This window comes from Brevibacterium sp. HMSC08F02 (assembly GCF_001807555.1).
Classification (GTDB): Bacteria; Actinomycetota; Actinomycetes; order Actinomycetales; family Brevibacteriaceae; genus Brevibacterium; species Brevibacterium ravenspurgense.
On the sequence record NZ_KV789367.1, the window covers coordinates 144,807 to 167,432 of the forward strand.

The following is a 22,626-nucleotide window of genomic DNA, read 5'->3' on the forward strand; positions in this document are numbered from 1 at the left end:
TCACGCGTTCCCCCGGGTATGTAAAAATGTCAACTGATTTTCACACCCGGAGGGCGCGATGACGACAATTCTTCTGAGTTTCTTTGTCGCCGCCCTGTTCGCCCCGCTGCTGTTTCGTATTTTCGAGCGCGGGGCGTTCTTCATTCTTGCGGCAGTGCCCGCCGCTGGCTTCCTCTACACGGTCCTCAACGCCGAGCCGGTGCTCGGAACTTCCGGTTCGCCGCCTGTGCGCCAAGAGCTTTCGTGGCTTCCCGAACTGGGAATGAGCGTCGTCTTCCAACTGGATGCGCTGTCGTGGATCATGTCGCTCATCGTCACGGGTGTCGGCGCGCTCATCTTCATCTACAGTGCGCGCTACTTCGAAGCGGACGACCGGTCGCTCAGCAGGTTCGCCAGTGTCCTCATGGCCTTCGCCGGCATGATGTACGGCCTGGTGATTGCCGATGAGCTGCTGGTCATCTTCATCTTCTGGGAAGGCACAACGGTCTTCAGCTACCTGCTGATCGGCCATTTCAACACCCGCGTGCAGTCCCGCCGCTCCGCACTCCAGGCGCTCATTGTGACCACGTTCGGCGGCCTGGCGATGCTCGTGGGCATTGTTTTCTTGGCTGCCAGCTACGGAACCATGAGCCTCACGCGGATCGTGCAGGCCGGCTACCCGGAAACCGGCACGTACCCCATGGTCATCGCGGGTGTTCTTCTGCTGCTGGTCGGAGCGATGGCGAAATCCGCTCTTCTGCCGTTCCACTTCTGGCTTCCCGGTGCGATGGCCGCACCCACCCCCGTGAGTGCCTATCTGCACGCCGCGGCGATGGTCAAAGCGGGCATCTACCTGATCCTGCGCCTGGCTCCCGGCTTTTCGGCCATGCCCGGTTGGCAGCCGGTCCTATTGGCGGTCGGCATCAGCACCATGCTCCTGGGTGCCTGGAGGGCGCTCAAGCAGTACGACCTCAAACTCGTTCTTGCCTACGGCACCGTGTCTCAGCTGGGACTCCTGGCCGTCATGGCCAGCTTCGGCACCGCCAGCCTCACCCTGGCCGCCCTGGCAATGCTCGTCTCCCACGCGCTGTTCAAATCGACGCTGTTCCTGGTGGTCGGCATCATCGACCACTGGGCGGGTACCCGTGACCTGCGCAAGCTGTCCGGCTTCGGCCGTGAAGACCCCCTGCTGGCCGCTGTCGGCACGATCGCCGCAGCATCTATGGCCGGCGTGCCCCCGCTGTTGGGCTTTGTGGCAAAAGAAGCGTCCTACGGCACTCTGCTGGATGACGGTTCGACCGGTGCGACGATCGCGCTCATCGGCATTTTCCTGGGCTCGGTCTTCACCTTCGCCTACGCGACGCGGTTCGTGTGGGGTGCGTTCTTCAGCAAGTCCGGAGTCGAAGCGGTCGCACCGGGCAATACCCACCCAATCCTGATTCTGCCCACCGTCGTTCTGACTGCGGGCATCCTGTCGTTCGGGCTGTTCCCGGCCGCGCTGCAGGTTCTCCTGCAGACCTACACCGCCTTCGTCCCGCCGGCTGCGGGTGAAGCAGAGCTCGTCGAACTCAGCCTGTGGCACGGCTTCAACCCAGCACTCGGCCTGTCGGTCGCGACGATCATCCTGGGTGCGCTGATCGCCTGGGTGTCCGGGCGCGATGCTCGCCTGCACAAGTACGTCCCCGAACTCGACTTCAACGAGGGCTACCGTCGTGCAATTCAGGGGCTTGAACGCACTGCCGCTTTCGTCACCGCCCGCACGCAGCGCGGTTCGCTGCCCTTCTACCAGGCCGTCATCCTGCTGGTGACCGTCGGCTCCCTCATCACCGCACTCGCGCTCAACCGCACGTGGCCCGATCAGCTGGTGCTTGCCGACAGCTGGCAGCAGTGGGCAGTTGCCGCCACGCTCATCGCCGCAACCATCGGCGTACTCATGATGAAGAAGCGCTTCGCCGCGGTCGTCGTCGTGAGCATCTCCGGCTACGCCATGGTGGCGTTCTTCGCCTTCCAGGGTGCACCCGACCTCGCCCTGACCCAGGGACTGGTGGAAACCATCACGCTCGTCGTGTTCATCCTCGTGCTGCGTCGACTGCCCAGCAACTTGACCAGCGGCAAACGCAAACGACCCTTCAAGCAGGCGGTGCGCATCGGCCTGGCAGTGGCCTTCGGCGCTGTCATGTCGATTGGCACGATCGTGGCCATGGCCGCTCGCTCAGAACGGCCGATCTCGACTGACTGGGGTGCTCTCGCATGGTTCGGCGGACACGGCAGGAACATCGTCAACGTGACACTCGTCGACATTCGAGCCTGGGACACTCTGGGCGAGCTCGCCGTGGTGGTCGTGGCCGCCACCGGCATTGCGAGCCTCATCTTCATCAACAACAGGGGCACCTCGCTGCAGCGTATGCAGTCAGGCACATCCAGCGATCAGGGGCGCAAGCGCGGCATCCTGTGGCGCTTCAACCCGGTTTACGACGCTGTGTCCAGCGAGGGTGCGGACGTGTCGCGCTACCCGCAGAACTACCGCAACGCACCGGAAGCCGCTGACGAAGTCGCCCATCGAGGCGCCTGGCTGCTGGCAGGCCGTACCCTCAACCCGCGCAACCGGTCGATCATCCTCGAAGTCACCGTCCGACTGCTGTTCCACCCCGTCATGGTGTTCTCCGTCTACCTGCTTTTCGCCGGCCACAACCTGCCCGGCGGCGGGTTCGCCGCGGGGCTCGTGGCCGGACTCGCCTTCATCATGCGCTACCTGGCCGGCGGCCGGTGGGAACTCGCCGAAGCCGCACCCATCAACGCGGGCCTCCTGCTGGGCTTGGGCATGACGATGGCGGCACTCACCGCCGTGGGCGGACTGCTGTGGGGAGACGCCGTGCTGTCCAGCGTGTTCGTGGAAATCCCGCTGGGCCCCCTGGGCGACATCGCGTTCGGCACGTCGACCCTGTTTGACATCGGCGTCTACCTGATCGTCCTGGGGCTCATGCTCGACATCCTCCGCACGCTCGGTGCGCAGGTCGACCGGCACCAGGAAGAAGACGAAGACCGACTGACCGAAGCGCTGTCGGACGTCGACGAAGACTTCGACACTTCGCGCATGCACGCCATCATGGGCCGCATCGACCGACTGGACGGTGCCGGCCAGCACAGGGGTGATTCACTGTGACAACACCTCTCGTCATGGCCCTGGCCATGGGCGTCATGTTCGCCGGCGGCGTGTACCTCATGTTGTCGCGCTCACTGACCCGCGTGCTGCTGGGCATCGTGCTCTTCGGCAACGCCGTCAACCTCCTGCTGGTGCTCACCTCCGGAAAACCGGGGCGGGCGCCCCTGACGAGCGAGGAAAACCTGTCCACCGCAGGCATGTCCGACCCTCTGCCGCACGCGCTGACTCTCACCGCCATCGTCATCACCTTCGGCGTGACCGCGTTCATGCTCGCGATGATCTACCGATCCTGGCGACTCATGCGGCGTGAAAACCTCGACGATGACCTCGAAGACATCCGCATCGGCCTGAAGTCGCGCGCAGCAATGGGCGATGAAGGCGACGTTTCCGAAGACCAAGACGACACCGAATTCGGCGGTGACGCCGAATTCCCCGTCACCGGGGCCCGCAAACTGGCAGACCTCGACGGGGATCCAGAATCCCAGCCGACAGAACACGAACAGCCGAGCGGCACCTCGGCAGACCAGCAGGACAAGGGAGGAGACTCATGACACTCGCAGCCCTTGTTCCGCTGCCGGTGGTGCTGCCGCTGTTGGGAGCGGGCATCAACCTGCTCGCGGGTATGCGCGTGCGCCTGCAGAACCTGGTCACGGTCATCACATTGGTGCTCGTGCTCTGCATCAGCGGTGTGCTCCTGTGGGCCGCCGATGCGCAGGGCATCCAGGTGGTCGCCGTCGGCGGGTGGGAACTGCCCTTCGGCATTGCACTCGTGGTCGACCGACTGTCAGCGCTCATGCTGGTGGTCTCGATGCTCGTGACCCTGAGCGTGTTCATCTACGCCGTTGGGCAGGAGATGACCGACGACTCCCAACAGTCGCCCGTTTCGGTGTTCAACCCCGCCTACCTCATCCTGTGCGCCGGTGTTGCCGGTTCATTCATCGCGGGTGACCTCTTCAACCTCTACGTGGGCTTCGAAATGCTGCTGGTGGCATCGTTCGTGCTCATCACAATCGGCGTGACCCCAGAGCGAGTGCGCGTCGGCGCCACCTACATCGTCGTGTCACTGCTGAGCTCGCTCATCTTCTTGGGTTCCATTGGGCTGATCTACGCGGCCACCGGAACCGTCAACATGGCAGACCTCGCGGTCAAACTCAGCATGCTGCCCGAGGACGTCCAGCTGTTCCTCCACATTGCGCTGCTGTTGGGCTTCGGCATCAAAGCCGCGGTCTTCCCGCTGTCGTTCTGGCTGCCCGACTCCTACCCGACCGCCCCGGCCCCCGTTACCGCGGTATTCGCGGGCCTGCTGACGAAAGTCGGCATCTACGCCATCATCCGCACCGAAACGCTTCTGTTCTTCGGCCAGTCGCTGCGCACACCGCTGCTCATAGTGGCCGGGCTGACGCTCATAGTCGGCATCCTCGGAGCTGTCGCCCAAACCGACCTCAAGCGAATGCTGTCGTTCACACTCGTATCCCACATCGGATACCTGCTGTTCGGTGTTGCCCTGGGCACCGAACTGGGCCTGGCCGCCGCGCTGTACTACACGGTTCACCACATCGTCGTGCAGACCACGCTGTTTCTGGCGGTCGGACTCATCGAACAGCGCACGGGAACCACTAAGATCAGCGCGCTCGGCGGCCTCATGACCCTCTCACCGGCCCTGTCCTGGATCTTCCTGATACCCGCGCTCAACCTCGGCGGCATTCCGCCGCTGTCAGGGTTCATCGGCAAGGTCGCCCTGTTCTTCGCGGGTGTTCTCGACGCAGACTGGCTGACCATCACACTCGTGGCCATCGGCGCGCTTACCAGCCTGCTGACCCTCTACGTCATCGGCCGCACGTGGAACCAGGTGTTCTGGCGCTCGCCGGTAGAGGCCCCGGAAAAGCTGCCGGAAACCGAACGGCTGATCAAGCAGATCAAGGCCGTCAAGGGTGCCCGGGCCATCGGTGCGGAAGAACCCGCCCGGCAGAAGCTCCCCGGGGCTATGGCCCGTCCGGCAGTCCTCATGCTCGCGGTGTCGATAGCACTGACGGTCTTCGCCGGCCCACTGTGGAGGACTGCCGAAAACGCCGCGGTCAACCTCATCGACCCGCGAATCTACGTGTCAGCGGTTTTCGAAGTCGGCCAGAACGGCACACCGGGACCGGACGGAAAGTCCGTTCCGCCGGGCTACGCCGACGACATTTCCGAAGCCTCCGAACAGCAGGAAGGGGCAGATGCCGCGGGAGGTGAGCAGTGACGAACCAGAAGTCCAGCCAGAAGGCGGAGAGCCAGAAGTCCAAGAGCGCAGCCGCACGGACTGCCGATAGGAAAGCCCTGCGGTGGGCGCTTGTGCGACAGCTGCTGCTGACCACCGGACTCGTGATCCTGTGGATCATGCTGTGGGACGGCTGGTCGGTCGTGCACATCGTCACCGGCATCATCGTCGCCGTCATTGTCACGCGTCTGTTCTACCTGCCGCCGATCGAACTGTCCGGCCGCATCAATCCGTGGTACTTCGCGGTGTATCTGGCGTGGTTTGCCTGGCAGCTGGCGCGCGGTGCCCTGCAGGTTGCCGCCGTTGCCCTGCGGCCGCGCAAAACCAATCCCGGCAGCGTTATCGCTGTCGACCTGCACACCAGGTCCGACCTGCTGATCACGATCATTGCGCAGACCGCGGGGCTGATCCCCGGCACCTTTGTCACGGAGGTCGACCGCGCCCGCGGTGTGATTTTCCTCCACGTGCTCGACTGCAACACCGACGAACAGATTGAAAGCGCCCGCGAACTGGCCCTGGAAATCGAGGTGTATGTCATCAAGGCGATGGGTTCGCTCCACGACATCCACGTTCTCAACGAGTCCCGCATCGCCCAGGGGCAGAAGCCCGTTCTGGGTGGGCGCACCGTGAAGGACGTCAAAGCGAAATCGGACGCCAAGACCAGCGGCGAGGGCAAGCCCGGCGTGAAACCAGCCGGCGCTGACACCACCAGAGGGGACGGTGCCTGATGGAGTTCGACCCGCGCGTCGCAGCAGTCGTCTTGCCCGTGGCTTTTGTGCTGTTCTCGGTTGCCGCTGCGGTCGCCATTGTGCGGATTGTCCGTGGACCGGCAATTCTCGACCGCATGATCGCCACTGATGTTCTGCTGTCGACCATGATGTGCTCGTTTGCAGTGTTCATGGCTGTGACTGGCCGAACTGACCTGCAGTTCATCCTGCTGGCGATGGCGTTCTTCGGCTTCGTCGGCTCGGTCGCGGTGTCACGCTATGTGGCACGCTCCGAGAACACGCCGCCGCCGGCACCACCCGCCGACCCCGACCAGACCAACCCGAACCAGCCCGCCTCAGCCGACGGCACCTCGGGATCCGCACCCTCAGCCGGCAGCACCTCGGCCGTAAGCCCGGCAGACACCGACCCAGCGAAGGAGGTCGGCCCATGAGCCTCGTCGTTTCGATCATCCTGAGCGTTTTCATCCTGCTGTCCGGTGTTCTGTCCATTGCCGCGGCGGCCGGGCTCATGCGCTTTCCCGACCTGCTGTCGCGCCTGCACTCTGGGTCGAAACCGCAGGTGTTCGGGCTTGTTCTGGTGCTCATCGTCGTGGCGGTCACCCAGCCGAGCTTCGGTCTGATCACCACGTGCCTGCTCATTGCGGTCTTCCAGATGGCGACTGCTCCCGTTGGTGCGCACATGGTCGGTCGAGCCGGCTACCGTACCCGCCACCTGCGTCGCGCGCAGCTGTTCCGCGATGAATTGGCCGATGCTGTGTCGCGTGCTGAAGCCCGCGAAGCGACAGCGCTGGCGGAGTCTGCCGAGCCGGGGACAGGTGACACTGATTCTCACGAGGCGCCGGTCGGCTCTGCGGAGGAAGCCGCCAGCACGCTGGACGTTGGGGGAGCGGACCCCTCGGGTCCTGAAAGCCAAGCTGAAGCTGCCAGCAGCGAGGGCGCCGGCGCAGATTCAGCCGCAGAAGATTCCAATAGCGGGACAGTCAAAGGAGATGACCGTGAGTGACACAGAAGGCGCTGCACAGGAAAACCAGCTGCTGACGACGGCTCGGACCAGGCCCGTGTTCGGGACTTTCGTCATCGAATTCTTCAGTCCCGGCCTGCCGACCCTGCTGAAACAGGCGGGGGCCGATTGGGTGCTGTTTGACCTTGAGCACTCCGGTTTCGGTCTGGATGCTGCGCGCGCGCCGATCGCGGTGGCCCGACAGACGGGTATCACAGCCGTGGTGCGCGTGCCGGGGCCGCACCAGCACCTGGTGTCGACAGCGCTCGATGCGGGGGCTGACGCGATTATGGTTCCGTGGGTTGAATCGGCCGCGGATGCCGAGCGAATCGCTTCGTGGATCAAGTACCCGCCGCTGGGTGTGCGCGGTTCGGCATTCGGCATTGCCGGAGATCAGTACGTTGGCGGGCCGGCAGAAGCCGCACAGCGCGCAGCAGACGCCCGCACGTTCTTCCTTCCGCAGATCGAAACTCCTGGCGCCGTAGAAGAGGTCGACGCTATCGCCGCGCTGCCCGGTGTCGATGTGCCGTTCGTCGGCCCGCTCGACCTGTCGACCAACCTGGGTGTGCCGGGTGATTTCACCGCCCCGGCGGTGGAACGCGCTCTTGAGCGAGTACTGGAAGCCTGCGCTGCACACAGCAAGCTGCCCGGCATCTTTGCGCCAACCATCGAACTGGCGCGCCGCTGGTCCGATATGGGCTTTCGCATGGTGTCGCTTGCGGCGGACACGGCTTTGCTGAGCTGGGCCTTCGCAGATGGGCTCGAGGCGATCCGCAAGGGCTGAGCTTCCGATGGGATGCTTCCGAGAGCGGTGTTTTGGGAGCGTGTCAAAATGGGGGCATGGATGCTCTTATGCTCATCAACACGCACGAATCCGCAGTTCCCACTGAACCGCTGATCCAGCTTCTGGGCAAAGCCCGCATGGCCGATGGCGTCATCGCCTACGTGACCGCCCCGGCCGAAGAATCCGCGTTCGCGGAACCGGTGGAAGGTGCCGCCCCGGCCGAAGAATCCGCGTTCGCGGAACCGGTGGAAGGTGCCGCCCCGGTCGCAGCAGAACCGACGGCGGACGACCTCATCCTGGCCTCACCCACGCCGGACGCTTATGAGTCCTATGACGACCTCGCCCTGGGGCTGCAGGACATGGGCATCGAGCGTCTGATTGTGGCAGGTGCCGATTCGGCACCTGACGCAGAAGGCCGAGGTGCCGTCTGGGCTACCGCTGCTGCCGCTCTGGCGCACCAGTTCAGCGTCGTGTTCGTTGAATCGGCTGTTGTTCTGCCCTCAACGGGGGATCGCCCCGCCTGGATGCACGACGCCTTCCAGCTGGGTGCTGTCGAAAAGCCAGCCGAGGACATTTGGCTGAAGATGTAATTTCTGCCTACGCACAGCAGAGGGGCCGCGGATCAATCCGCGGCCCCTTCAGTTTTCAGTCGAAGTTCAGCCTGCCGGCTGAATCAGACGCATTCGATCAGGCGTCCGGGTTGGGTTCGCCCTTGAGCTCACCCTTCTCCCACTGTTCGACCCAGTCCTTGTTGTCGTCCATCCATTCACGGGCAGCCTTGTCCTGTTCCTCGCCGCCGTAGTTTTCTTCGGAGAACATGACGTTTTCAAGGCTGGACAGGTGCTCGTCGTCCAGCACGAGGTTCTTCAGCAGCTGAGCAACCTTCGGGTTCTGTTCGCCGAAGCCTTCCGAGGAGAACGAGTAGATGACCTCAGCCTTGCCCATGACGCCCTTGGGGTCTTCAAGGTCGCGGACGGGGAAGGCGTCGTATGCCCAGTGCGGACGCCACAGGGTGACGGCGACGTCCTTGTCTGCTTCAGTCGACTTCTTCAGCTGAGCCAGCATTGCCGGGGTCGAGCTGAGCTTGAGGTCCATATCGGACAGCTCGTAGTCTTCGACAGCCTGCTTGGCGGCCTTGGAAAGACCAGCGCCGGGCTCAATTCCGTAGATGGTGTTGCCGTAGTCGCCGCTCATCGACTTGAGGTCCTCGATTGTCTTGGCCTTCGAGTCTTCGTTCACGGCGATGGTGAGCTTGGCGTTGTTGTACCAGCAGCCCTGAGCTTCGAGCTTGTCGCCGAACTTCTCGATGTAGTCGGCGTGGGTCAGCGGCAGCCAGCCGTCGACGAGGAAGTCAACGTCGCCGTTGGCAACTGCGGTGTAGCCCGGGCCTGCGTCGAACGCCTTGATTTCAACGGTGTAGCCGTCGTCCTCAAGCTTGTTCTTCAGCAGGTTCGAAACGGCGAAGGACTCGTCCCAGCCGTTGAAGGCGCCGATCGTGATTTCCTTGTTGTCGTCGGCTTCTTCACCGGAAATGTCCTTGGCCTCGGAACCGGGGGTGCATTCAGCCCAGTTCTGGTCGCCGCCAGCGGTGTCTCCGCTGTCGCCGTTGTCGGCGCCGCCGCAGCCTGTCAGGACGAGTGCGGAAGCAGCGAGGGCCGCTCCCATCTTGGCAATTTTCGGAAACTTCATGTTTCTCTCCTTCATTCACATCGTTCCGCTTCGGAAGCGGCGAGCCGTGTGCGGTTTCCACACCGCTCGGCCCTTTTATCGGTCGGTTGGGGTCAAACTGTGGAGTGCTCGCTGTTGCGGCTGCCCAGTGCTGCCGTGACGCGGTCCAGGAAGATGGCCAGAACGACGACTGCAACACCGGCGTCAACGCCCAGGGCCACGTTCAGCTGCGAAATAGCGCCGATGACAGCACCGCCGAGGCCCTCAGCGCCGGCCATACCGGCCAGAACAACCATCGACAGGGCCAGCATGATGACCTGGTTGACGCCGGCCATGATCGTCTTGAGTGCCAGGGGCAGCTGCACCTTGAACAGAATGTGGCTGGGTGTCGCGCCGAAGGCCTGAGCTGCTTCGACGACTTCACCGTCAACCTGGCGGATGGCAAGCTCCGTAAATCGCACGCCGGGCGGCAGGGCGAAGATGATCGTCGCGATCGCGCCGGGCACCTGGCCGACGGAGAACATGACGATTGCCGGAACCAGGTAGGCCAGGGCGGGCATCGACTGCATAAAGTCGAGGATCGGCCGGACAATGGTCGACACGATCCGGGACTTCGCAGCCCACACACCGATCGGCAGCGAAATGATGAGCGCGAAGATCACCGACACCAGCACGAGCGCGAACGTGCTCATGGCGTTCTCCCACTGGCCCAGAGCCAGGATGAGGTAGAAGCCCACAGCGGTGACAATGCCCAGCTTCCATGTGGCAGCAGCCCAGGCGATCGCCGCGAAGATCAGAATCATGATGAACGGGTGCGGTGTCTCCAAGAGCCAGTTCAGCCCCGAGTACATGCTCGACAGCACCGTGGTGACCGCTGAAAGCAGCCAGTCGAAATGCTTCTGGAACCAGATGAGGAACGTGTCGACCCATTCGCCCAGCGGCAGGTGAGGTTCAAGCGGGTTCATGCTCACGCTTCCTTTCCAGTTGCGGTGTCAGGGGCATCGTCATCGTTCGGCTCCGGCTGCAGTTCCTGTTCGGGTTCCGGGTGCGGGTCCGGGACCGTCGATACCGCGGGAAGTTCGCCGGTGGCAGTGGACTCGGTGCCCATGGCCTGCAGCAGCTTGACTCGAGGCACAACGCCCAAGAGCTTTCCTGCCTCGTCGATGACGCACAGCGGCACCGGGGCTTCAGCCGACGGCGCGAAGAGGTCCGCGATCTGCGCATCCGGCGGACACGTGAGGATGTTTTTGGTGTAGATGATGTTGTCCAGGGTGCGCTCGCCGCGTTTGGCCGCTGCCACTGCGTCGTCGTCTGTGACGAGCCCCAGCAGCTTGCCGCTGCGGTCGGTGACGAGAACAGCGGACTCCTGGGTGTTCTGCATTTCCCGGATGGCCACGTTCGGTCCCACGGTGTTGTGGACGACGTTCGTGGGCGGGCGCATGACGGTCTGCGCGGTGTAGACGCGCGAACGGTCGACGTCCTGAATGAACGATGCGACGTAGTCGTCGGCCGGATTGGTGAGGATGTCTTCGGCCGTGCCGATCTGGGCAATTCGGCCGTTGCGCATAACGGCGATCCGGTCACCCAGGTACATGGCCTCGTTGAGGTCGTGGGTGATGAAGATGATCGTCTTCTTCAGGGAGTGCTGGAGTTCGGCCAGCTGCTGCTGCATTTCCCGGCGGATAAGCGGGTCGAGAGCTGAGAACGCTTCGTCCATCAGCAGGATGTCGGTCTCTGCGGCCAGGGCGCGGGCCAGGCCGACGCGCTGCTGCATACCGCCGGACAGTTCGGACGGGTACTTGTCCTCCCAGCCCTTCAGGCCGACGATCTCAAGCCACTTGTCCGCCTTCTTCAGGCGCTCCGCCTTGTCCATTCCCTGCAGCTCGAGTGAGTAGGCCGCGTTTTCGCGCACCGTGTGGTGCGGCATGAGGGCGAAGTGCTGGAAGACCATCGAAATGTGGTCGCGGCGAACCGCGCGCAGTTCGGAGGCGTTCATCTTGGAGATGTCTTTGCCTGCGATCTCGACGGACCCGGAGCTTGTGCTCCACAGGCCGTTGAGGGTTCGGATGAGGGTCGATTTACCAGACCCGGAGAGGCCCATGACAACGAAGATCTCACCGCGTTCGACTTCGAAGCTCGCGTCGATGACGGCTGCGGTTCCCAATTCGCGCAGGTCGTCGCGGTCCTCGCCGTTTTCAATGCGGCGAATGACTTCTTTTTCGTTTGGGCCAAAGACTTTGTAGACGTGCGATGCACGGACTAATGCCACTGCGTGGCCACCTTCCGGTCGACTGTGCACATCCGCGCCGGGTGGCGCGGGCATTGACGCCGGCAGCCGAAAAACGGGACAGCGCCGGTAATCCACCTTAAACACAGCCCTCTTTCAGACGGGGTCAAGGGAGGTGTCAGATTCGGCAAGCCTCCTGAGTAAACCCTCAAACACCCCGTCTGAACAGGGGTTTTGCTTATTTTTCGTTGTTATTGAAACGTTACGGCAGGTTGTGGGCACAAGTGGAAGAACGATCGCCTGAAGGCGCTCTGAAGGGCAGGAGGCTCAGCGAGGCAGCGCGCCGCCGCTGGCTGTATGCGGGTGACCTCACTGTGCTTTCCAGCGCTCGATAGAATGCCGGCATGACTGCCGAACAGAAGAACCGCATGCGGCGTGCCCGCATGCTCCGCGGTTGTGCCGCGGCGTTCTTTTCGGTGTTCATCGGCTTGGTATTCCACACGGGAGCAGGCGGTGCGGCCTCTGCCGCGGCGAGCATGTTCGCTTTTCTTGTCGCCGCCTGGCTGGGAATCATCCTGTCGGCACTGCGCCTGCGCGTCACCTCTGTCCTGGCAGTTGCCGCTGCGGGGCAGTGGCTTCTGCACGTCTTCATGACCTTCGCTTCAACCGCCGCACCCACGCCACGCGGATCGGGGTCGCTGTTGGAAACCTCCGTCCACGCGCTCTGCATGGGGCTTGTGTCCCCGAGCGCAGGAACCGTCACGCCCGCCGCCATGCACCACGCGGACTTCTCCGGTCCGCTCATGCTGGCAGCCCACGCCGCTGCGGTTGTTCTCACGGCCGGCTACGTGCTCTTCGGCGAACGGGCTCTCGAGGCGGTGCTCACCGAAATCGTGGGCCCCGTCGTCTTCGTCTTTCTGTCTGGTGTGCTGCCGCGGGTCCGCCGCGTTCAGCGCCCCGGTGTGTTCCGCACCCGCAGTGCCGGCACCTCGCAAGTCTTCAGCTCGGTATCGCAGCGCGGCCCTCCCGCTGCTGTCTGACACACACACGGGGCTTTCTGGCGAAAGCCCACACCCTGCCGCGCAGGAAAAGACTGCGGGCGGGCACACCCACTATCTTCTGCGGCTGAATGCCGCATCCCCGGGGCTTAAGCCCCCTGTTGTGCGCCCGTAAGCGGGTGCGAAAGGACAACCATGAAACTCCGCAAGACCCTTATGGCCGCTCTCGCCGCTGCAACCCTGGCACTCGCCGGCTGCGGTGGCGGCGATACTGCAACAACCGCCGCTGATGCACTCAAGGTCGACGAACCGTGGGCAAAGGCCGTGTCCCAGGACAAGGGTATGACCGGTGTCTTCGCAACGATTGAGAACGAAGGCAAAGAAACCATCACCATCACCGGTGCTGAATCCGACGTCGCCGGAAAAGTGGAACTGCACGAAACCACCGGCGATGGCAAGGGCGGCATGAGCATGAAGGAAAAGGAAGGCGGCTTTGAACTGGCTGCCGGCGACACGCTCGAGCTCAAGCCCGGCGGCGACCACATCATGCTCATGGACCTCAAGCAGGGCATCGAGCCCGGTGAAGAAATCAAGATCACCGTCAAAACATCAGCGGGCGACGTCGACCTGACCGCGCCGGCCCGTGAATTCACCGGCGCTAAGGAAGAGTACGCACCGGATGAGCACGACCACGGTGAGCACATGGACCACGGCGACATGGACCACGGCGACGATGAGCACGGTGAGCACATGGACCACGGCGACGATGACCACGAGGACAGCAAGTAACAATGACTGAGATCTCCAGACGCAGACTTCTTGGTGCTTCGGGCATCGGGGCCGGCGCTGGACTCGCAGCGGGCATTGGCGGCACCTATGGCGTCATGGGTGCCGCCGCCCGCGGCGGTGAAGACAGCGAAGGCTTTTCCGGCAAGCAGACCGTTCCGTTCTACGGAGCACACCAGGCCGGGGTGGAAACACCGCCGCAGGCGCACGCGGTCTTCCTTGCCGTCGAACTGAAAGACCACGTTGACGCGGCCGCCATGCGTCGGTGGCTGAGGATCCTCAGCGATGCTGCCGCAGCACTCACACAGGGCAAGGCACCGCTGGCGGACACGGAACCTGACATGGCCGCTCAGCCGGCATCGCTGACGGTGACGTTCGGCTTCGGTCGCAAAGTCGTGGAACTCGCCGGTGCTGACAAGGTGCCGGCATGGCTGAAACCGCTGCCGGACTACTCGATTGACCGTCTGCGCCCCGAACTGTGCGGCGGTGATCTGCTCATGCAGATCTGCTCAGACGACCCGCTGACCCTGGCCCACGCATCGCGCATGCTCATGAAGGATTCGCGAGCGTTCTCAGAAATCGCCTGGGCCAAGGAGTCATTCCGCCGCGCCTACGGCACCGACCCTAAGGGCACCACGGTGCGCAACCCGTTCGGCCAGGTGGACGGAACCGTCAACCCCGAAATCGACACCGATGACTTCGCCGCTCTCGTGTGGGGTGACCCCAACGCGCCCTCAAGGCCTGGCGCCTCGGATCGGAAGAGAGTCGAGTCACCGCGCGGAAAAGCGCCGGCCGACCTGAATTCCGCACACCCCGACTGGATGGCCGGCGGTACAACCCTCGTCTTGCGCGACATTGCGATGGACCTCGAAAGCTGGGATCTGGCGGACGAACCGGCCCGCGACTTCTCCGTGGGCCGTCGCATGAAGGACGGTTCCCCACTCACGGGTGAGCACGAACACGACATCCCGGACCTCGAAGCCGTTGGCAGCGATGGCTTCAAGAAGATCTCTCCGGCCAGCCACGTGGCCCGTTCGCGCAACGACAAAAAGCCCGAAGAGCAGATCTTCCGGCGCGTCTACTCTTACCAGTCGCTGACCAAGGGACCCATCCGGGACGACGTTGAAGGAGTCCGCCAGATCAACGATGCGGGGCTGATGTTCGCCAGCTACCAGGCGGACATCGAACGGCAGTACAAGCCGATCCAGCAGCGCCTGGCAGAGGGTGACCTCCTCAACGAATGGACGTTCCCAATCGGTTCGACCGTGTGGGCGATTCCGCCCGGAGCATCTGAGGGCGGGTACATCGGCGAGACTCTGTTCGGATGATTGCCTAAGCTGAGATCATGCTCAGCCTTCCGTTCATCGCCAGCACCCCGCAGAACATCAAACGGCCCAAGGTCATCGTGCCGTTTGCGCCGCGAACCCTTGATGAAGCTCGCGCGGCGGGAGAGTGGGCGGCGCACGCCCAAAAAGCGGGTGCAGATGCCATGGAATGGCGCGTTGACGCGCTGGCGGACAGTGTTGATCTGCTCGATGCTGATGGGCCGGCTGCTCAGGCGCTTGACGAGGCGCAGCGGGCCATTCAAGACCAGCGGGAACTTCCCGTGCTGATTACGGTGCGGACCGCAGCCGAGGGCGGGCAGGCTGATCTTGACGACGCCGCCTACGCGAAGGTCGTCTCCGGTCTCATCCGCCGCACCCAGCTGACCCCGCCCCTGGGCACGCAGCCGCGCATTGCAGTTGATGTCGAAGTTGATCGCGAACCGGCAGCCCAGCTGTGCAAGCAGGCGGGAGAGCTCGGCGTTTCCGTTGTCGCTTCCCACCACGACTTCGATCGCACCCCGGACACCAGAATCCTGCTGGCAAAGATCCGCGACATGCTCCTCATGGGAGCGGATGCAGCGAAGATCGCCGTCATGCCGAAAGAGCCGAGCGATGTTTCACGGCTCCTGGAGGCCTGCGCGTCTGCTGTTGAAGTCGCCGAGGTGCCGGTCATCGCCATCTCGATGGGCCCCCTGGGGCGCTCCACCCGCGTGTTCGGAGGGGACTTCGGTTCGGCTGCCACTTTCGCCACACTGGGTGACGAACCGACCGCACCCGGTCAGATCCCCGTCGAAAAGCTGCGCTCCGTCTGGACTGAACTGTACTGACCAAACCGGGCCGGCACCTCGGCAGGGAACCCGGCGAACAGGTGGCGACTGAGCCACCCGGCCCCGTTTCGACACTCCCGTTAGCCGGGATCAGCGCTTTAGGCACGAATCCACCCGTTAGTCGCAAGGGGACTCCCGTTAGCCGAGATCTGCGCTTTAGCAGTAACTGCTAACGGGAGTTTTTGTTGCTAAAGCGTGGGTGGGTGCAGAAAAGGGGCCGAGGTGCCGGGCGCGGGTGTGTGGGTGCAGGCAAGGGGCCGAGGTGCCGGGCAGCTGGCTGGCAGACTGTCGAGGGCCGGGGCGGACAACGTGAAGGGGCGCCGCCGAAAATCGGCGGCGCCCCTTCAGAGGTCAGTCAGTCGATCAGACCTCGGCGGGTTCCGGTTCGGGCTCCGCTCCGCCCTGACCGCGCTTAACGCCGGCCAGCAGCATCTGCGCGACATCCAGAACTTCGACGCCCTCGGAGGCGTTGCCCTCAGACTGTTCGGCGGTCAGACCGTCAGACAGCATGACGCGGCAGAACGGGCAGCCGACCGCAATCTGTTCGGCGCCGGTGGCGACGGCTTCCTTCGTGCGGTTGACGTTGATGCGCGAACCGATGGTTTCTTCCATCCACATGCGCGCACCGCCGGCACCACAGCAGAAGCTCGTTTCCTTCGAGCGCTCCATTTCGCGGTACTCCACGCCGGGCAGTGAGCCGATGAGCTCACGCGGCGGTTCGTAGATCTGATTGTGGCGGCCCAGGTAGCAGGGGTCGTGGTACGTGACCGGGGTCTGCACCTGCTCACCTTCGGCCGGAGCGACCGGGGTGAGCTTGCCTTCGCGGACGAGCTTGTTAAGCAGCTGCGTGTGGTGAACGACTTCGAACTTGCCGTCCAGCTGCGGGTATTCGTTCGCGATCGTGTTGAAGCAGTGCGCACAGGTCACGACGATCTTGCGCGCCTTCATTTCGTTGAGCACCTCGACATTGGCCTGAGCCAGCATCTGGTAGAGGAACTCGTTGCCCGCACGGCGAGCGGGGTCACCCGTGCACGATTCGCCATCGCCGAGGACGGCGAAGTCAACACCGGCCATGTTGAGAAGCTCCGCAGTTGCCTGCGTGGTCTTCTTGGCGCGGTCTTCGAAAGCACCGGCGCAGCCGACCCAGAAGAGGTATTCGACTTCGCCGAGGTCCTCGATGTCGGCACCGACCTGCTTGACTTCGAAGTCGAGGTCCTTGGCCCACTCGAGGCGCTTGCGCTGGGACATGCCCCACGGGTTCTGCTTGTTTTCGAGGTTCTTGAACAGACCGCCGAGCTCGGTGGGGAACGCCGATTCGATGAGCACCTGGTAGCGGCGCATGTCGACGAAGTGGTCGACGTGCTCGATGTCCACCGGGCACTGCTCAACGCAGGCACCGCACGTGGTGCACGACCACAGGGCGTCGGGGTCGATGACGCCGAGCTCTGCGAGTTCTTCGACGTCCTGTGCGCCGACGAGCGGGCGGACTGCCTCAGCCTGAGCAGCCTCCGACAGGGTGCCCAGCAGGTCGAGGTTTTCGTGCGGGTCGGAAATGCCCTCGTAGGCGTCCATTTCCTTCTGCCACGCGCGCTTGGCCTTCTTGTCGGCATCGTCGGCAAGAGGTGCCGGCGGCTGTGCTTCGGCCTGCGCCTTCTGCGCTGCTTCCAGCCACGGCGACTTGGCCGCAGCGTGGTTGCGCAGGTTGATCATCATGAGCTTGGGGCTCAGTGGCTTTTCCGTGTTCCAGGCGGGGCACTGGCTCTGGCAGCGACCACATTCGGTACAGGTGGAGAAGTCCAGCAGGCCCTTCCAGGTGAAGTCTTCGACCTTGCCGACGCCCATCGTGGTGGAGTCGTCCATTGCGTCGGGGTCGGAGAAGTCGAGCTCTTCGCCGTCGGACACCATCGGCTGGAGAGCGCCGAGTGAGGTGCGGCCGTTTGCGTGGCGCTTGAACCAGATGTTGAAGAACGCGAGGAAGCGGTGCCAGGCAACACCCATCGTGGGGGTGAGGGCGACGGTGACCATCCAGGCGTAGGAGATGAGGATCTTCGCCAGCGCGATCGCGACGATGAGGCCGGACACGACCGGAATCGACAGGCTGGAGAAGATTTCGCCGATCCAGAAGGTCAGCGGGAAGTGCAGGATGAGGTTTGCCTGGCCCTCGTGGCCCTGCAGCACGTATTCGAGGCCGCGCAGCAGTGCAATGCACAGGCAGACGCCCAGAATGGTGAACTCAACGTAGTAGGCCTGCCAGAAGTTCGAGCCGTAGAAACGCGACTTGCGCTGCGTGTCGAGTGTTTCGCCCTTGGGCTTCTTGGCTTGGCGAATGGCGATCAGCACGATGATGCCGATCAGGCCGGCCATCGCAAACAGTTCGGTGATCCATTCGTAGGGCACGAAGTGGCCGATCAGCGGCAGGGTTGCAGCCGGGTTGAACAGCTGCATGGTGGCCTGGGCGAGCGTGAGCGTGAGCACGCCGAAGGAGATCATGGTGAACCAGTGGGCGATTGCCACAACGGGCAGACGCGCCATCCGGGTGTGACCCAGGAACTCCTTGACGAGGGTGCCGGTGCGTGCGCCGGCGTCGTTTGTGCGCTCACCGGCGCGCGTGGGTGCGCCGAGCTTGAAGAACTGGACGAACTTGCCGATCCGCATCAGGAACATCGTCCAGCCGACGATGGTCGCAGCAACGCCGATGACGGCTGCGACGATCTGCAGGGCTGTCATGTGTGTTTTACCTCCGGGCGGCCCTTTCGCAAGGGCACTGAAAATCCATCAGAAAGATGGGCAGAAAAAGATGCTCAGTTGGATTCCGCAACAGCTTCGTTGCCGAATTGGCTGCGGATTGCCTGAGCGGCATAGCGCTGAACGACGATCTGGGCGATGGCCACACCGACACCCGAAACGATGGTCCAGGCGATGACTTCGGCCATGTCCGTATCGGTGTCATTGGGATCGCTCGGAGCGGGACGGCCAAGCGATTTCTCCCAGGCCAGGCTGATTGCCTTGCGTGCGGCGATAGCGGCAAGCGCTCCTCCGCCTACGCCGATGACCTTCCAAGCGAGTTTGCCCATGGTGTCTCCTCAGATCAGTGTGGACCTCTGTGTGTTTTCAGTCTCACCAGGATACGACACAGACAGTTCACAGTGCGGTTTTGAGCTTCTGCCAGGGATGGTATCCCGGCCGCTGTCTCGTGCAGAAGTCGCAAGGTCTGAGGTAGGCGGGCGATCAGCCCGCCACAGACCCGAAAAGCAGACCCAGTGCGTAGGTGATGCCCGCGGCACCCAGGCCGATTGCCAGCTGGCGCAGTGCGCGCGGCAGCGGCGCCTTGCCGGAGAGCACGCCGACGACACCTCCCGTGAACAGCAGCGCCATGCTCACCAGCACGGCCGCGATCAGCAGCGGCAGGGTGCCGTCGAGTCCGAAGAAGTAGGGAACGATCGGGATGACGGCACCAGCGCTGAAGAACAGGAAGGAGCTCACGGCCGCTCCGAGACCAGACCCGGTGCCTTCGTGTTTGACCCGCGCAATCGAGTTCGGCAGGAAAGTGGCGCCACGGGGAGTGCGCGCCCTGCCGATGGCGGTGCGGGCAGCGAGCTCCGCCTCGTCCTCCTCCATGCCGCGGGCCTGAAAGACCAAGGCGAGCTCATTGGCGTTGATATCGAGGTCCTGCAGGATCGTGTCAGCATCGGGTTCGGGGTTCGAGGCGTCAATCAGCTCGTGCTGGGAGCGCACCGAAATGTATTCCCCGGCACCCATCGACAGGGCACCGGCCAGGAGCCCCGAGATTCCCGTCAGAAGCACCTGTCCGCTGGTCAGACCGGCAGCGCCGACACCCATGACGAGTGCGAGGTTGGACACCAGTCCATCGTTGGCGCCGAAGACCGCGGCGCGGAAATTGCCGGACATGTCAGACCGGCTCTTGGTGGCCAGCGCGCGCACAACCTCCGCGTGGACGCGTTCGTCGGCGGCCATCTGCTCGGTCGCGTACTCATCGACGATGTACGGGGAGCTGCTTTCAGCCTGCTGGGCCAGCGCCAGCACGAAGATCGAGCCGAACATGCGCGCAAACATGGCCAGAATGACCACGCCGAGGTCGGGTCGGCCCGGTTTGTCAGCGTGATGGCCCAAAAGTGTGCGCCAGTGCTGCTGGTGACGACGTTCGGCGTTGGCGATCGCCAAGAGGATCCGGCGCTCATCGCCGGTCTTCTTCATGGCGAGGCTGCGGTAGACCCGCTCCTCAACGAGTTCGTTCGCCAGGTAGCGGCGCCACTGCCTGATGAGGCGCGGGTCGTCAGTCGCGGGAGTCGCAGGAGAATTCTGTTCCACACCGGCAATCGTAGGAGAGCGCTGTGCCGCAGTTTTTCTTAGCGCGGCTTAACCTCGCGAGTGCCGGCGGTTCTGAGGTTCCGCCGATTGCGGGTGCCCGGACAGTTTCATACTTTCGGCTGATGTCCGCACTCAGGACGGCCTGGAAAACTGGAAGTATCATCGCCCGGTCTGGCTTCTGTTCTGGCCAGGGCGTACGAGCACTGCACACAAGGAAAAGGTCAATGTCACCCAAGAGGCTGTTTTCGATTCTCGCCATTGCCGAGGCGGTCACGTGGACCATGCTGATCATCGGCATGGTGCTCAAGTACGGCACCCAGACCACTGAACTGGGCGTGCGGATCGGCGGAGGCGTCCACGGTTTTGTGTTCCTCGCCTACTGCGTTGTCACGGTTCTCGTGGCGACTTCGGAGCGTTGGGGCAAGGCTCGCGGTCTGCTGGGGCTCGGTTCGGCCATCATTCCCTACGCCACCATCCCGTTTGAGATCTGGGCGCGCCGCAAGGGTCTGCTGCCCGAAAGCTGGAGCCTGGGTGAGCAGCGGCAGCCGGCCAATCCGTTTGAGCGGCTGTGCCTGTGGGCTCTGAAGAACCCGGTGCTGGCTGTCATCGTGGGCATTGTGCTGGTTTCGGCTCTGTTCGCCTTCCTGCTCTTCTTGGGTCCGCCGGTCCCGCAGAGCTGACTGCGGGCCCGATTGTCGGGCTGAGCGCACGAGGTGGAGCCCGGTTCGGGCTGGTTGAATGCCCGGGTTTGTGGTTGGCTTGATCTATGGGAGACGCAGTATCACGGGAGCGCTACACCCCGCGTGAGCGGACTGACTACCGTCGTGAGCTCAACGACGACCTAGAGACCTTTGACGCCTATCTGCAGCAGGCAGAGTTCGTCAGCCGCGGCACTATAGGCATGGAGCTTGAGCTCAACCTGGTCGATGAGCAGATGGCGCCGGCTCCTGTAAACCTCGATGTTCTCAAGACTCTTGACGATGCTGATTTCCAAAGTGAGATCGGATCGTTCAACTTCGAAATGAACCATCCGGTTCTCTCAGTTGAGGGTGATGGTCTGCGGGAACTTGAGGACGGTCTGCGCGAACGCCTCGATCGCGCCGCCGCTGCCGCCGTACAGCACAACTCTTCGGTCGCGATGATAGGCACTCTGCCGACGCTGACCGAGCAGTTCTTGGAAAGCCTCGAGTGGATCACTCCGGAGAATCGCTATAAAGCGCTGAGCAACGCTGTCATGGACAGTCGCGGCGAACTGGTCACGATCGACCTTGCGGACCGCGAAGTGCTCAACCACGATTTCGAAGACATTGCCCCGGAGTCTTCGTGCACCTCTATGCAGCTTCACCTGCAGGTTTCACCGGAGCGCTTTGCTGAGGCGTGGAACGCTTCGCAGGCGATTGCCGGTGTGCAGGCGGCACTGAGCGCGAACTCACCGCTGTTCTTGGGCCGGAAGGTGTGGCACGAAAGCCGCATCCCGGTGTTCGCCCAGGCAATTGAAACCCGTCCGCCGGAACTCATCGCCCAGGGTGTGCGGCCGCGCGTGTGGTTCGGCGAACGCTGGATCACCAGCATCTTCGACCTGTTCGAAGAAAATGTCCGCTACTTCCCGGCTCTTCTGCCGGAATCGCGCGAAGAGTCGGGTTCGCCGATTATGCGCGGCGAAGCTCCCGCCCTGCACTACCTCAATCTGCACAACGGAACGGTGTGGCGCTGGAACAGGCCCATCTACGCACCAAGTTCTGACGGCTTGGCGCACGTGCGCGTAGAGAACCGTCTGCTTCCGGCCGGTCCGACCGTGGTCGACATGGTTGCGGATGCCGCGTTGTACTACGGTCTGGTCAAGTTCTTGGGAGAACAGACCCGCCCCGTGTGGTCGCGCCTTCCCTTTAAGACGGCAGAGAAGAACTTCATGACGGCTGCGCGCTCTGGGCTCTACGCCCGGCAGGAATGGCCGACTCTCGGTGCAATTGACGTTGCCAAGCTTGTGCACGAGCATCTGGTGCCGCAGGCACGCCGCGGTCTCGAAAAGCTGGGCGTGAACGAAAAGCTCATCGACCGCTATATGGGAATCATCGACGGTCGAGCTGTTGGTCGGCAGAACGGTGCGCTGTGGCAGCTGCGAACTTTGAGCAACATCAGGCCGAAGAAAGCTGCGCCCGGCAGCCCCGAACGTCAGAAAGCTTTGGCGCTCATGCTCAAGCAGTACATGGAGAACCAGGCAAAAGGTGAGCCAGTCCACACATGGGAAATCGGCGAATAAGCCGTACTGCACCTCGGTGCGAGTCCGCTTGTTCCGCGAGAACTCGCGGAATTTGAGCCGTAGAAAAATATTTTCGCCGCGGAGTTGCATCCTGCTCTGAAGTGTGTGTAGAGTAGTCCTCGTTGCTCGGACGGAAAACACCGAAGCGAGCGGGCCCCAGGCCGAAGATCAGATCTTCCAAATGGCGCGGCCCCGCTTCCACTGGAACCGAAGTTCTGGCAGCAGAATCAATCTGATTCGCATAGTCCGTTAGGGCTGTGAACTTTCACCTTTGATGAAGTGCTCACGGTTGTGG

At 63.2% G+C, this 22,626-nt stretch carries 20 protein-coding genes; 14 read left to right on the forward strand and 6 right to left on the reverse strand.

All coding sequences use genetic code 11. From position 1 onward, the window contains the following. Positions 1 to 58: 58 nt before the first annotated feature. The 8 genes from HMPREF3172_RS10060 to HMPREF3172_RS10620 are packed head-to-tail and all read left to right on the forward strand — an operon-like array spanning position 59 to position 8,501. Entirely contained in the window at positions 59 to 3,142 is a 3,084-nt protein-coding gene (locus tag HMPREF3172_RS10060; RefSeq protein WP_070517265.1) for a Na+/H+ antiporter subunit A, read from the forward strand. After that, positions 3,139 to 3,693, forward strand: a complete 555-nt coding sequence (locus tag HMPREF3172_RS10065; RefSeq protein WP_061942372.1) for a Na(+)/H(+) antiporter subunit C — start codon at positions 3,139 to 3,141, stop codon at positions 3,691 to 3,693. Before HMPREF3172_RS10060 ends, HMPREF3172_RS10065 begins: the two co-directional genes overlap by 4 nt. After that, positions 3,690 to 5,381 carry a Na+/H+ antiporter subunit D gene (locus tag HMPREF3172_RS10070; RefSeq protein WP_070517268.1) on the forward strand — a complete coding sequence of 564 codons (1,692 nt, stop codon included), beginning with the start codon at positions 3,690 to 3,692 and terminating at the stop codon, positions 5,379 to 5,381. Before HMPREF3172_RS10065 ends, HMPREF3172_RS10070 begins: the two co-directional genes overlap by 4 nt. After that, positions 5,378 to 6,127 carry a Na+/H+ antiporter subunit E gene (locus HMPREF3172_RS10075; RefSeq protein ID WP_070428926.1) on the forward strand — a complete coding sequence of 250 codons (750 nt, stop codon included), beginning with the start codon at positions 5,378 to 5,380 and terminating at the stop codon, positions 6,125 to 6,127. Before HMPREF3172_RS10070 ends, HMPREF3172_RS10075 begins: the two co-directional genes overlap by 4 nt. Continuing rightward, positions 6,127 to 6,558 (forward strand): MrpF/PhaF family protein, encoded by a 432-nt coding sequence (locus HMPREF3172_RS10080; protein ID WP_070517271.1) that lies wholly within the window; start codon positions 6,127 to 6,129, stop codon positions 6,556 to 6,558. The genes HMPREF3172_RS10075 and HMPREF3172_RS10080 overlap by 1 nt, the downstream gene beginning before the upstream one ends. After that, on the forward strand, positions 6,555 to 7,130 hold the full coding sequence (gene mnhG / locus HMPREF3172_RS10085; protein ID WP_070517273.1) for a monovalent cation/H(+) antiporter subunit G: 576 nt from the start codon (positions 6,555 to 6,557) through the stop codon (positions 7,128 to 7,130). The genes HMPREF3172_RS10080 and mnhG overlap by 4 nt, the downstream gene beginning before the upstream one ends. Beyond that, positions 7,123 to 7,911, forward strand: coding sequence for an HpcH/HpaI aldolase family protein (locus HMPREF3172_RS10090; protein WP_176746151.1), 789 nt, complete (start codon positions 7,123 to 7,125; stop codon positions 7,909 to 7,911). The genes mnhG and HMPREF3172_RS10090 overlap by 8 nt, the downstream gene beginning before the upstream one ends. Positions 7,912 to 7,967: 56 nt before the next feature. Continuing rightward, a complete protein-coding gene (locus HMPREF3172_RS10620; protein ID WP_218078940.1) occupies positions 7,968 to 8,501 on the forward strand; it encodes a hypothetical protein in 534 nt (177 codons plus the stop codon). 97 nt (positions 8,502 to 8,598) lie between these two features. Here the strand turns inward: HMPREF3172_RS10620 and HMPREF3172_RS10100 are convergent, their stop codons facing one another. The 3 genes from HMPREF3172_RS10100 to HMPREF3172_RS10110 form a co-directional block, all read right to left on the reverse strand. Next, the gene (locus HMPREF3172_RS10100; protein ID WP_019174021.1) at positions 8,599 to 9,600 is read right to left on the reverse strand and encodes a glycine betaine ABC transporter substrate-binding protein; all 1,002 of its coding nucleotides are present in this window, start codon (positions 9,598 to 9,600) and stop codon (positions 8,599 to 8,601) included. Positions 9,601 to 9,692: 92 nt separating this feature from the next. Further along, positions 9,693 to 10,544 carry an ABC transporter permease gene (locus HMPREF3172_RS10105; RefSeq protein WP_026022638.1) on the reverse strand — a complete coding sequence of 284 codons (852 nt, stop codon included), beginning with the start codon at positions 10,542 to 10,544 and terminating at the stop codon, positions 9,693 to 9,695. Positions 10,545 to 10,546: 2 nt separating this feature from the next. Then, positions 10,547 to 11,848 (reverse strand): quaternary amine ABC transporter ATP-binding protein, encoded by a 1,302-nt coding sequence (locus HMPREF3172_RS10110; RefSeq protein ID WP_141741633.1) that lies wholly within the window; start codon positions 11,846 to 11,848, stop codon positions 10,547 to 10,549. Positions 11,849 to 12,210: 362 nt separating this feature from the next. On the opposite strand from HMPREF3172_RS10110, the gene HMPREF3172_RS10115 reads away from it, so the two are divergent. The 4 genes from HMPREF3172_RS10115 to aroD all read left to right on the forward strand — a co-directional run bounded on the left by HMPREF3172_RS10115 (position 12,211) and on the right by aroD (position 15,742). Then, positions 12,211 to 12,846, forward strand: a complete 636-nt coding sequence (locus tag HMPREF3172_RS10115; protein WP_070517283.1) for a hypothetical protein — start codon at positions 12,211 to 12,213, stop codon at positions 12,844 to 12,846. 153 nt (positions 12,847 to 12,999) lie between these two features. After that, positions 13,000 to 13,593 carry a copper chaperone PCu(A)C gene (locus HMPREF3172_RS10120; RefSeq protein WP_070517286.1) on the forward strand — a complete coding sequence of 198 codons (594 nt, stop codon included), beginning with the start codon at positions 13,000 to 13,002 and terminating at the stop codon, positions 13,591 to 13,593. Positions 13,594 to 13,595: 2 nt separating this feature from the next. Further along, complete coding sequence (locus HMPREF3172_RS10125) at positions 13,596 to 14,918, forward strand: Dyp-type peroxidase (RefSeq protein ID WP_070517289.1); 1,323 nt, start codon at positions 13,596 to 13,598, stop codon at positions 14,916 to 14,918. A gap of 17 nt (positions 14,919 to 14,935) precedes the next feature. Next, positions 14,936 to 15,742: a type I 3-dehydroquinate dehydratase gene (gene aroD, locus HMPREF3172_RS10130; protein ID WP_070517290.1), complete on the forward strand. Its 807-nt coding sequence runs from the start codon at positions 14,936 to 14,938 to the stop codon at positions 15,740 to 15,742. A 363-nt stretch (positions 15,743 to 16,105) separates the two neighbouring features. Here the strand turns inward: aroD and HMPREF3172_RS10135 are convergent, their stop codons facing one another. The 3 genes from HMPREF3172_RS10135 to HMPREF3172_RS10145 all read right to left on the reverse strand — a co-directional run bounded on the left by HMPREF3172_RS10135 (position 16,106) and on the right by HMPREF3172_RS10145 (position 20,071). Further along, positions 16,106 to 18,469 (reverse strand): (Fe-S)-binding protein, encoded by a 2,364-nt coding sequence (locus HMPREF3172_RS10135; RefSeq protein WP_218078941.1) that lies wholly within the window; start codon positions 18,467 to 18,469, stop codon positions 16,106 to 16,108. A gap of 74 nt (positions 18,470 to 18,543) precedes the next feature. After that, positions 18,544 to 18,816, reverse strand: a complete 273-nt coding sequence (locus HMPREF3172_RS10140; RefSeq protein ID WP_061942349.1) for a DUF4235 domain-containing protein — start codon at positions 18,814 to 18,816, stop codon at positions 18,544 to 18,546. A gap of 154 nt (positions 18,817 to 18,970) precedes the next feature. Beyond that, positions 18,971 to 20,071 (reverse strand): VIT1/CCC1 transporter family protein, encoded by a 1,101-nt coding sequence (locus HMPREF3172_RS10145; RefSeq protein ID WP_070517292.1) that lies wholly within the window; start codon positions 20,069 to 20,071, stop codon positions 18,971 to 18,973. A gap of 224 nt (positions 20,072 to 20,295) precedes the next feature. Here HMPREF3172_RS10145 and HMPREF3172_RS10150 point away from each other — a divergent pair, with 224 nt between their 5' ends. Both HMPREF3172_RS10150 and HMPREF3172_RS10155 read left to right on the forward strand, forming a co-directional pair. Next, a complete protein-coding gene (locus HMPREF3172_RS10150) occupies positions 20,296 to 20,751 on the forward strand; it encodes a DUF3817 domain-containing protein (RefSeq protein ID WP_062019304.1) in 456 nt (151 codons plus the stop codon). A gap of 86 nt (positions 20,752 to 20,837) precedes the next feature. Next, positions 20,838 to 22,331, forward strand: a complete 1,494-nt coding sequence (locus HMPREF3172_RS10155; protein ID WP_070517295.1) for a glutamate-cysteine ligase family protein — start codon at positions 20,838 to 20,840, stop codon at positions 22,329 to 22,331. The last annotated feature ends 295 nt before the right edge of the window (positions 22,332 to 22,626 follow it).

What these genes read in the sequence shown, in the direction of transcription:
- HMPREF3172_RS10060 (WP_070517265.1), top strand. Translation starts at nt 59, where the DNA reads ATGACGACAATTCTTCTGAGTTTCTTTGTCGCCGCCCTGTTCGCCCCG.
- HMPREF3172_RS10070 (WP_070517268.1), top strand. Translation starts at nt 3,690, where the DNA reads ATGACACTCGCAGCCCTTGTTCCGCTGCCGGTGGTGCTGCCGCTGTTG.
- HMPREF3172_RS10080 (WP_070517271.1), top strand. Translation starts at nt 6,127, where the DNA reads ATGGAGTTCGACCCGCGCGTCGCAGCAGTCGTCTTGCCCGTGGCTTTT.
- mnhG (WP_070517273.1), top strand. Translation starts at nt 6,555, where the DNA reads ATGAGCCTCGTCGTTTCGATCATCCTGAGCGTTTTCATCCTGCTGTCC.
- HMPREF3172_RS10620 (WP_218078940.1), top strand. Translation starts at nt 7,968, where the DNA reads ATGGATGCTCTTATGCTCATCAACACGCACGAATCCGCAGTTCCCACT.
- HMPREF3172_RS10100 (WP_019174021.1), bottom strand. Translation starts at nt 9,600, where the DNA reads ATGAAGTTTCCGAAAATTGCCAAGATGGGAGCGGCCCTCGCTGCTTCC.
- HMPREF3172_RS10105 (WP_026022638.1), bottom strand. Translation starts at nt 10,544, where the DNA reads ATGAACCCGCTTGAACCTCACCTGCCGCTGGGCGAATGGGTCGACACG.
- HMPREF3172_RS10115 (WP_070517283.1), top strand. Translation starts at nt 12,211, where the DNA reads ATGACTGCCGAACAGAAGAACCGCATGCGGCGTGCCCGCATGCTCCGC.
- HMPREF3172_RS10120 (WP_070517286.1), top strand. Translation starts at nt 13,000, where the DNA reads ATGAAACTCCGCAAGACCCTTATGGCCGCTCTCGCCGCTGCAACCCTG.
- HMPREF3172_RS10125 (WP_070517289.1), top strand. Translation starts at nt 13,596, where the DNA reads ATGACTGAGATCTCCAGACGCAGACTTCTTGGTGCTTCGGGCATCGGG.
- aroD (WP_070517290.1), top strand. Translation starts at nt 14,936, where the DNA reads ATGCTCAGCCTTCCGTTCATCGCCAGCACCCCGCAGAACATCAAACGG.
- HMPREF3172_RS10135 (WP_218078941.1), bottom strand. Translation starts at nt 18,469, where the DNA reads ATGACAGCCCTGCAGATCGTCGCAGCCGTCATCGGCGTTGCTGCGACC.
- HMPREF3172_RS10140 (WP_061942349.1), bottom strand. Translation starts at nt 18,816, where the DNA reads ATGGGCAAACTCGCTTGGAAGGTCATCGGCGTAGGCGGAGGAGCGCTT.
- HMPREF3172_RS10150 (WP_062019304.1), top strand. Translation starts at nt 20,296, where the DNA reads ATGTCACCCAAGAGGCTGTTTTCGATTCTCGCCATTGCCGAGGCGGTC.
- HMPREF3172_RS10155 (WP_070517295.1), top strand. Translation starts at nt 20,838, where the DNA reads ATGGGAGACGCAGTATCACGGGAGCGCTACACCCCGCGTGAGCGGACT.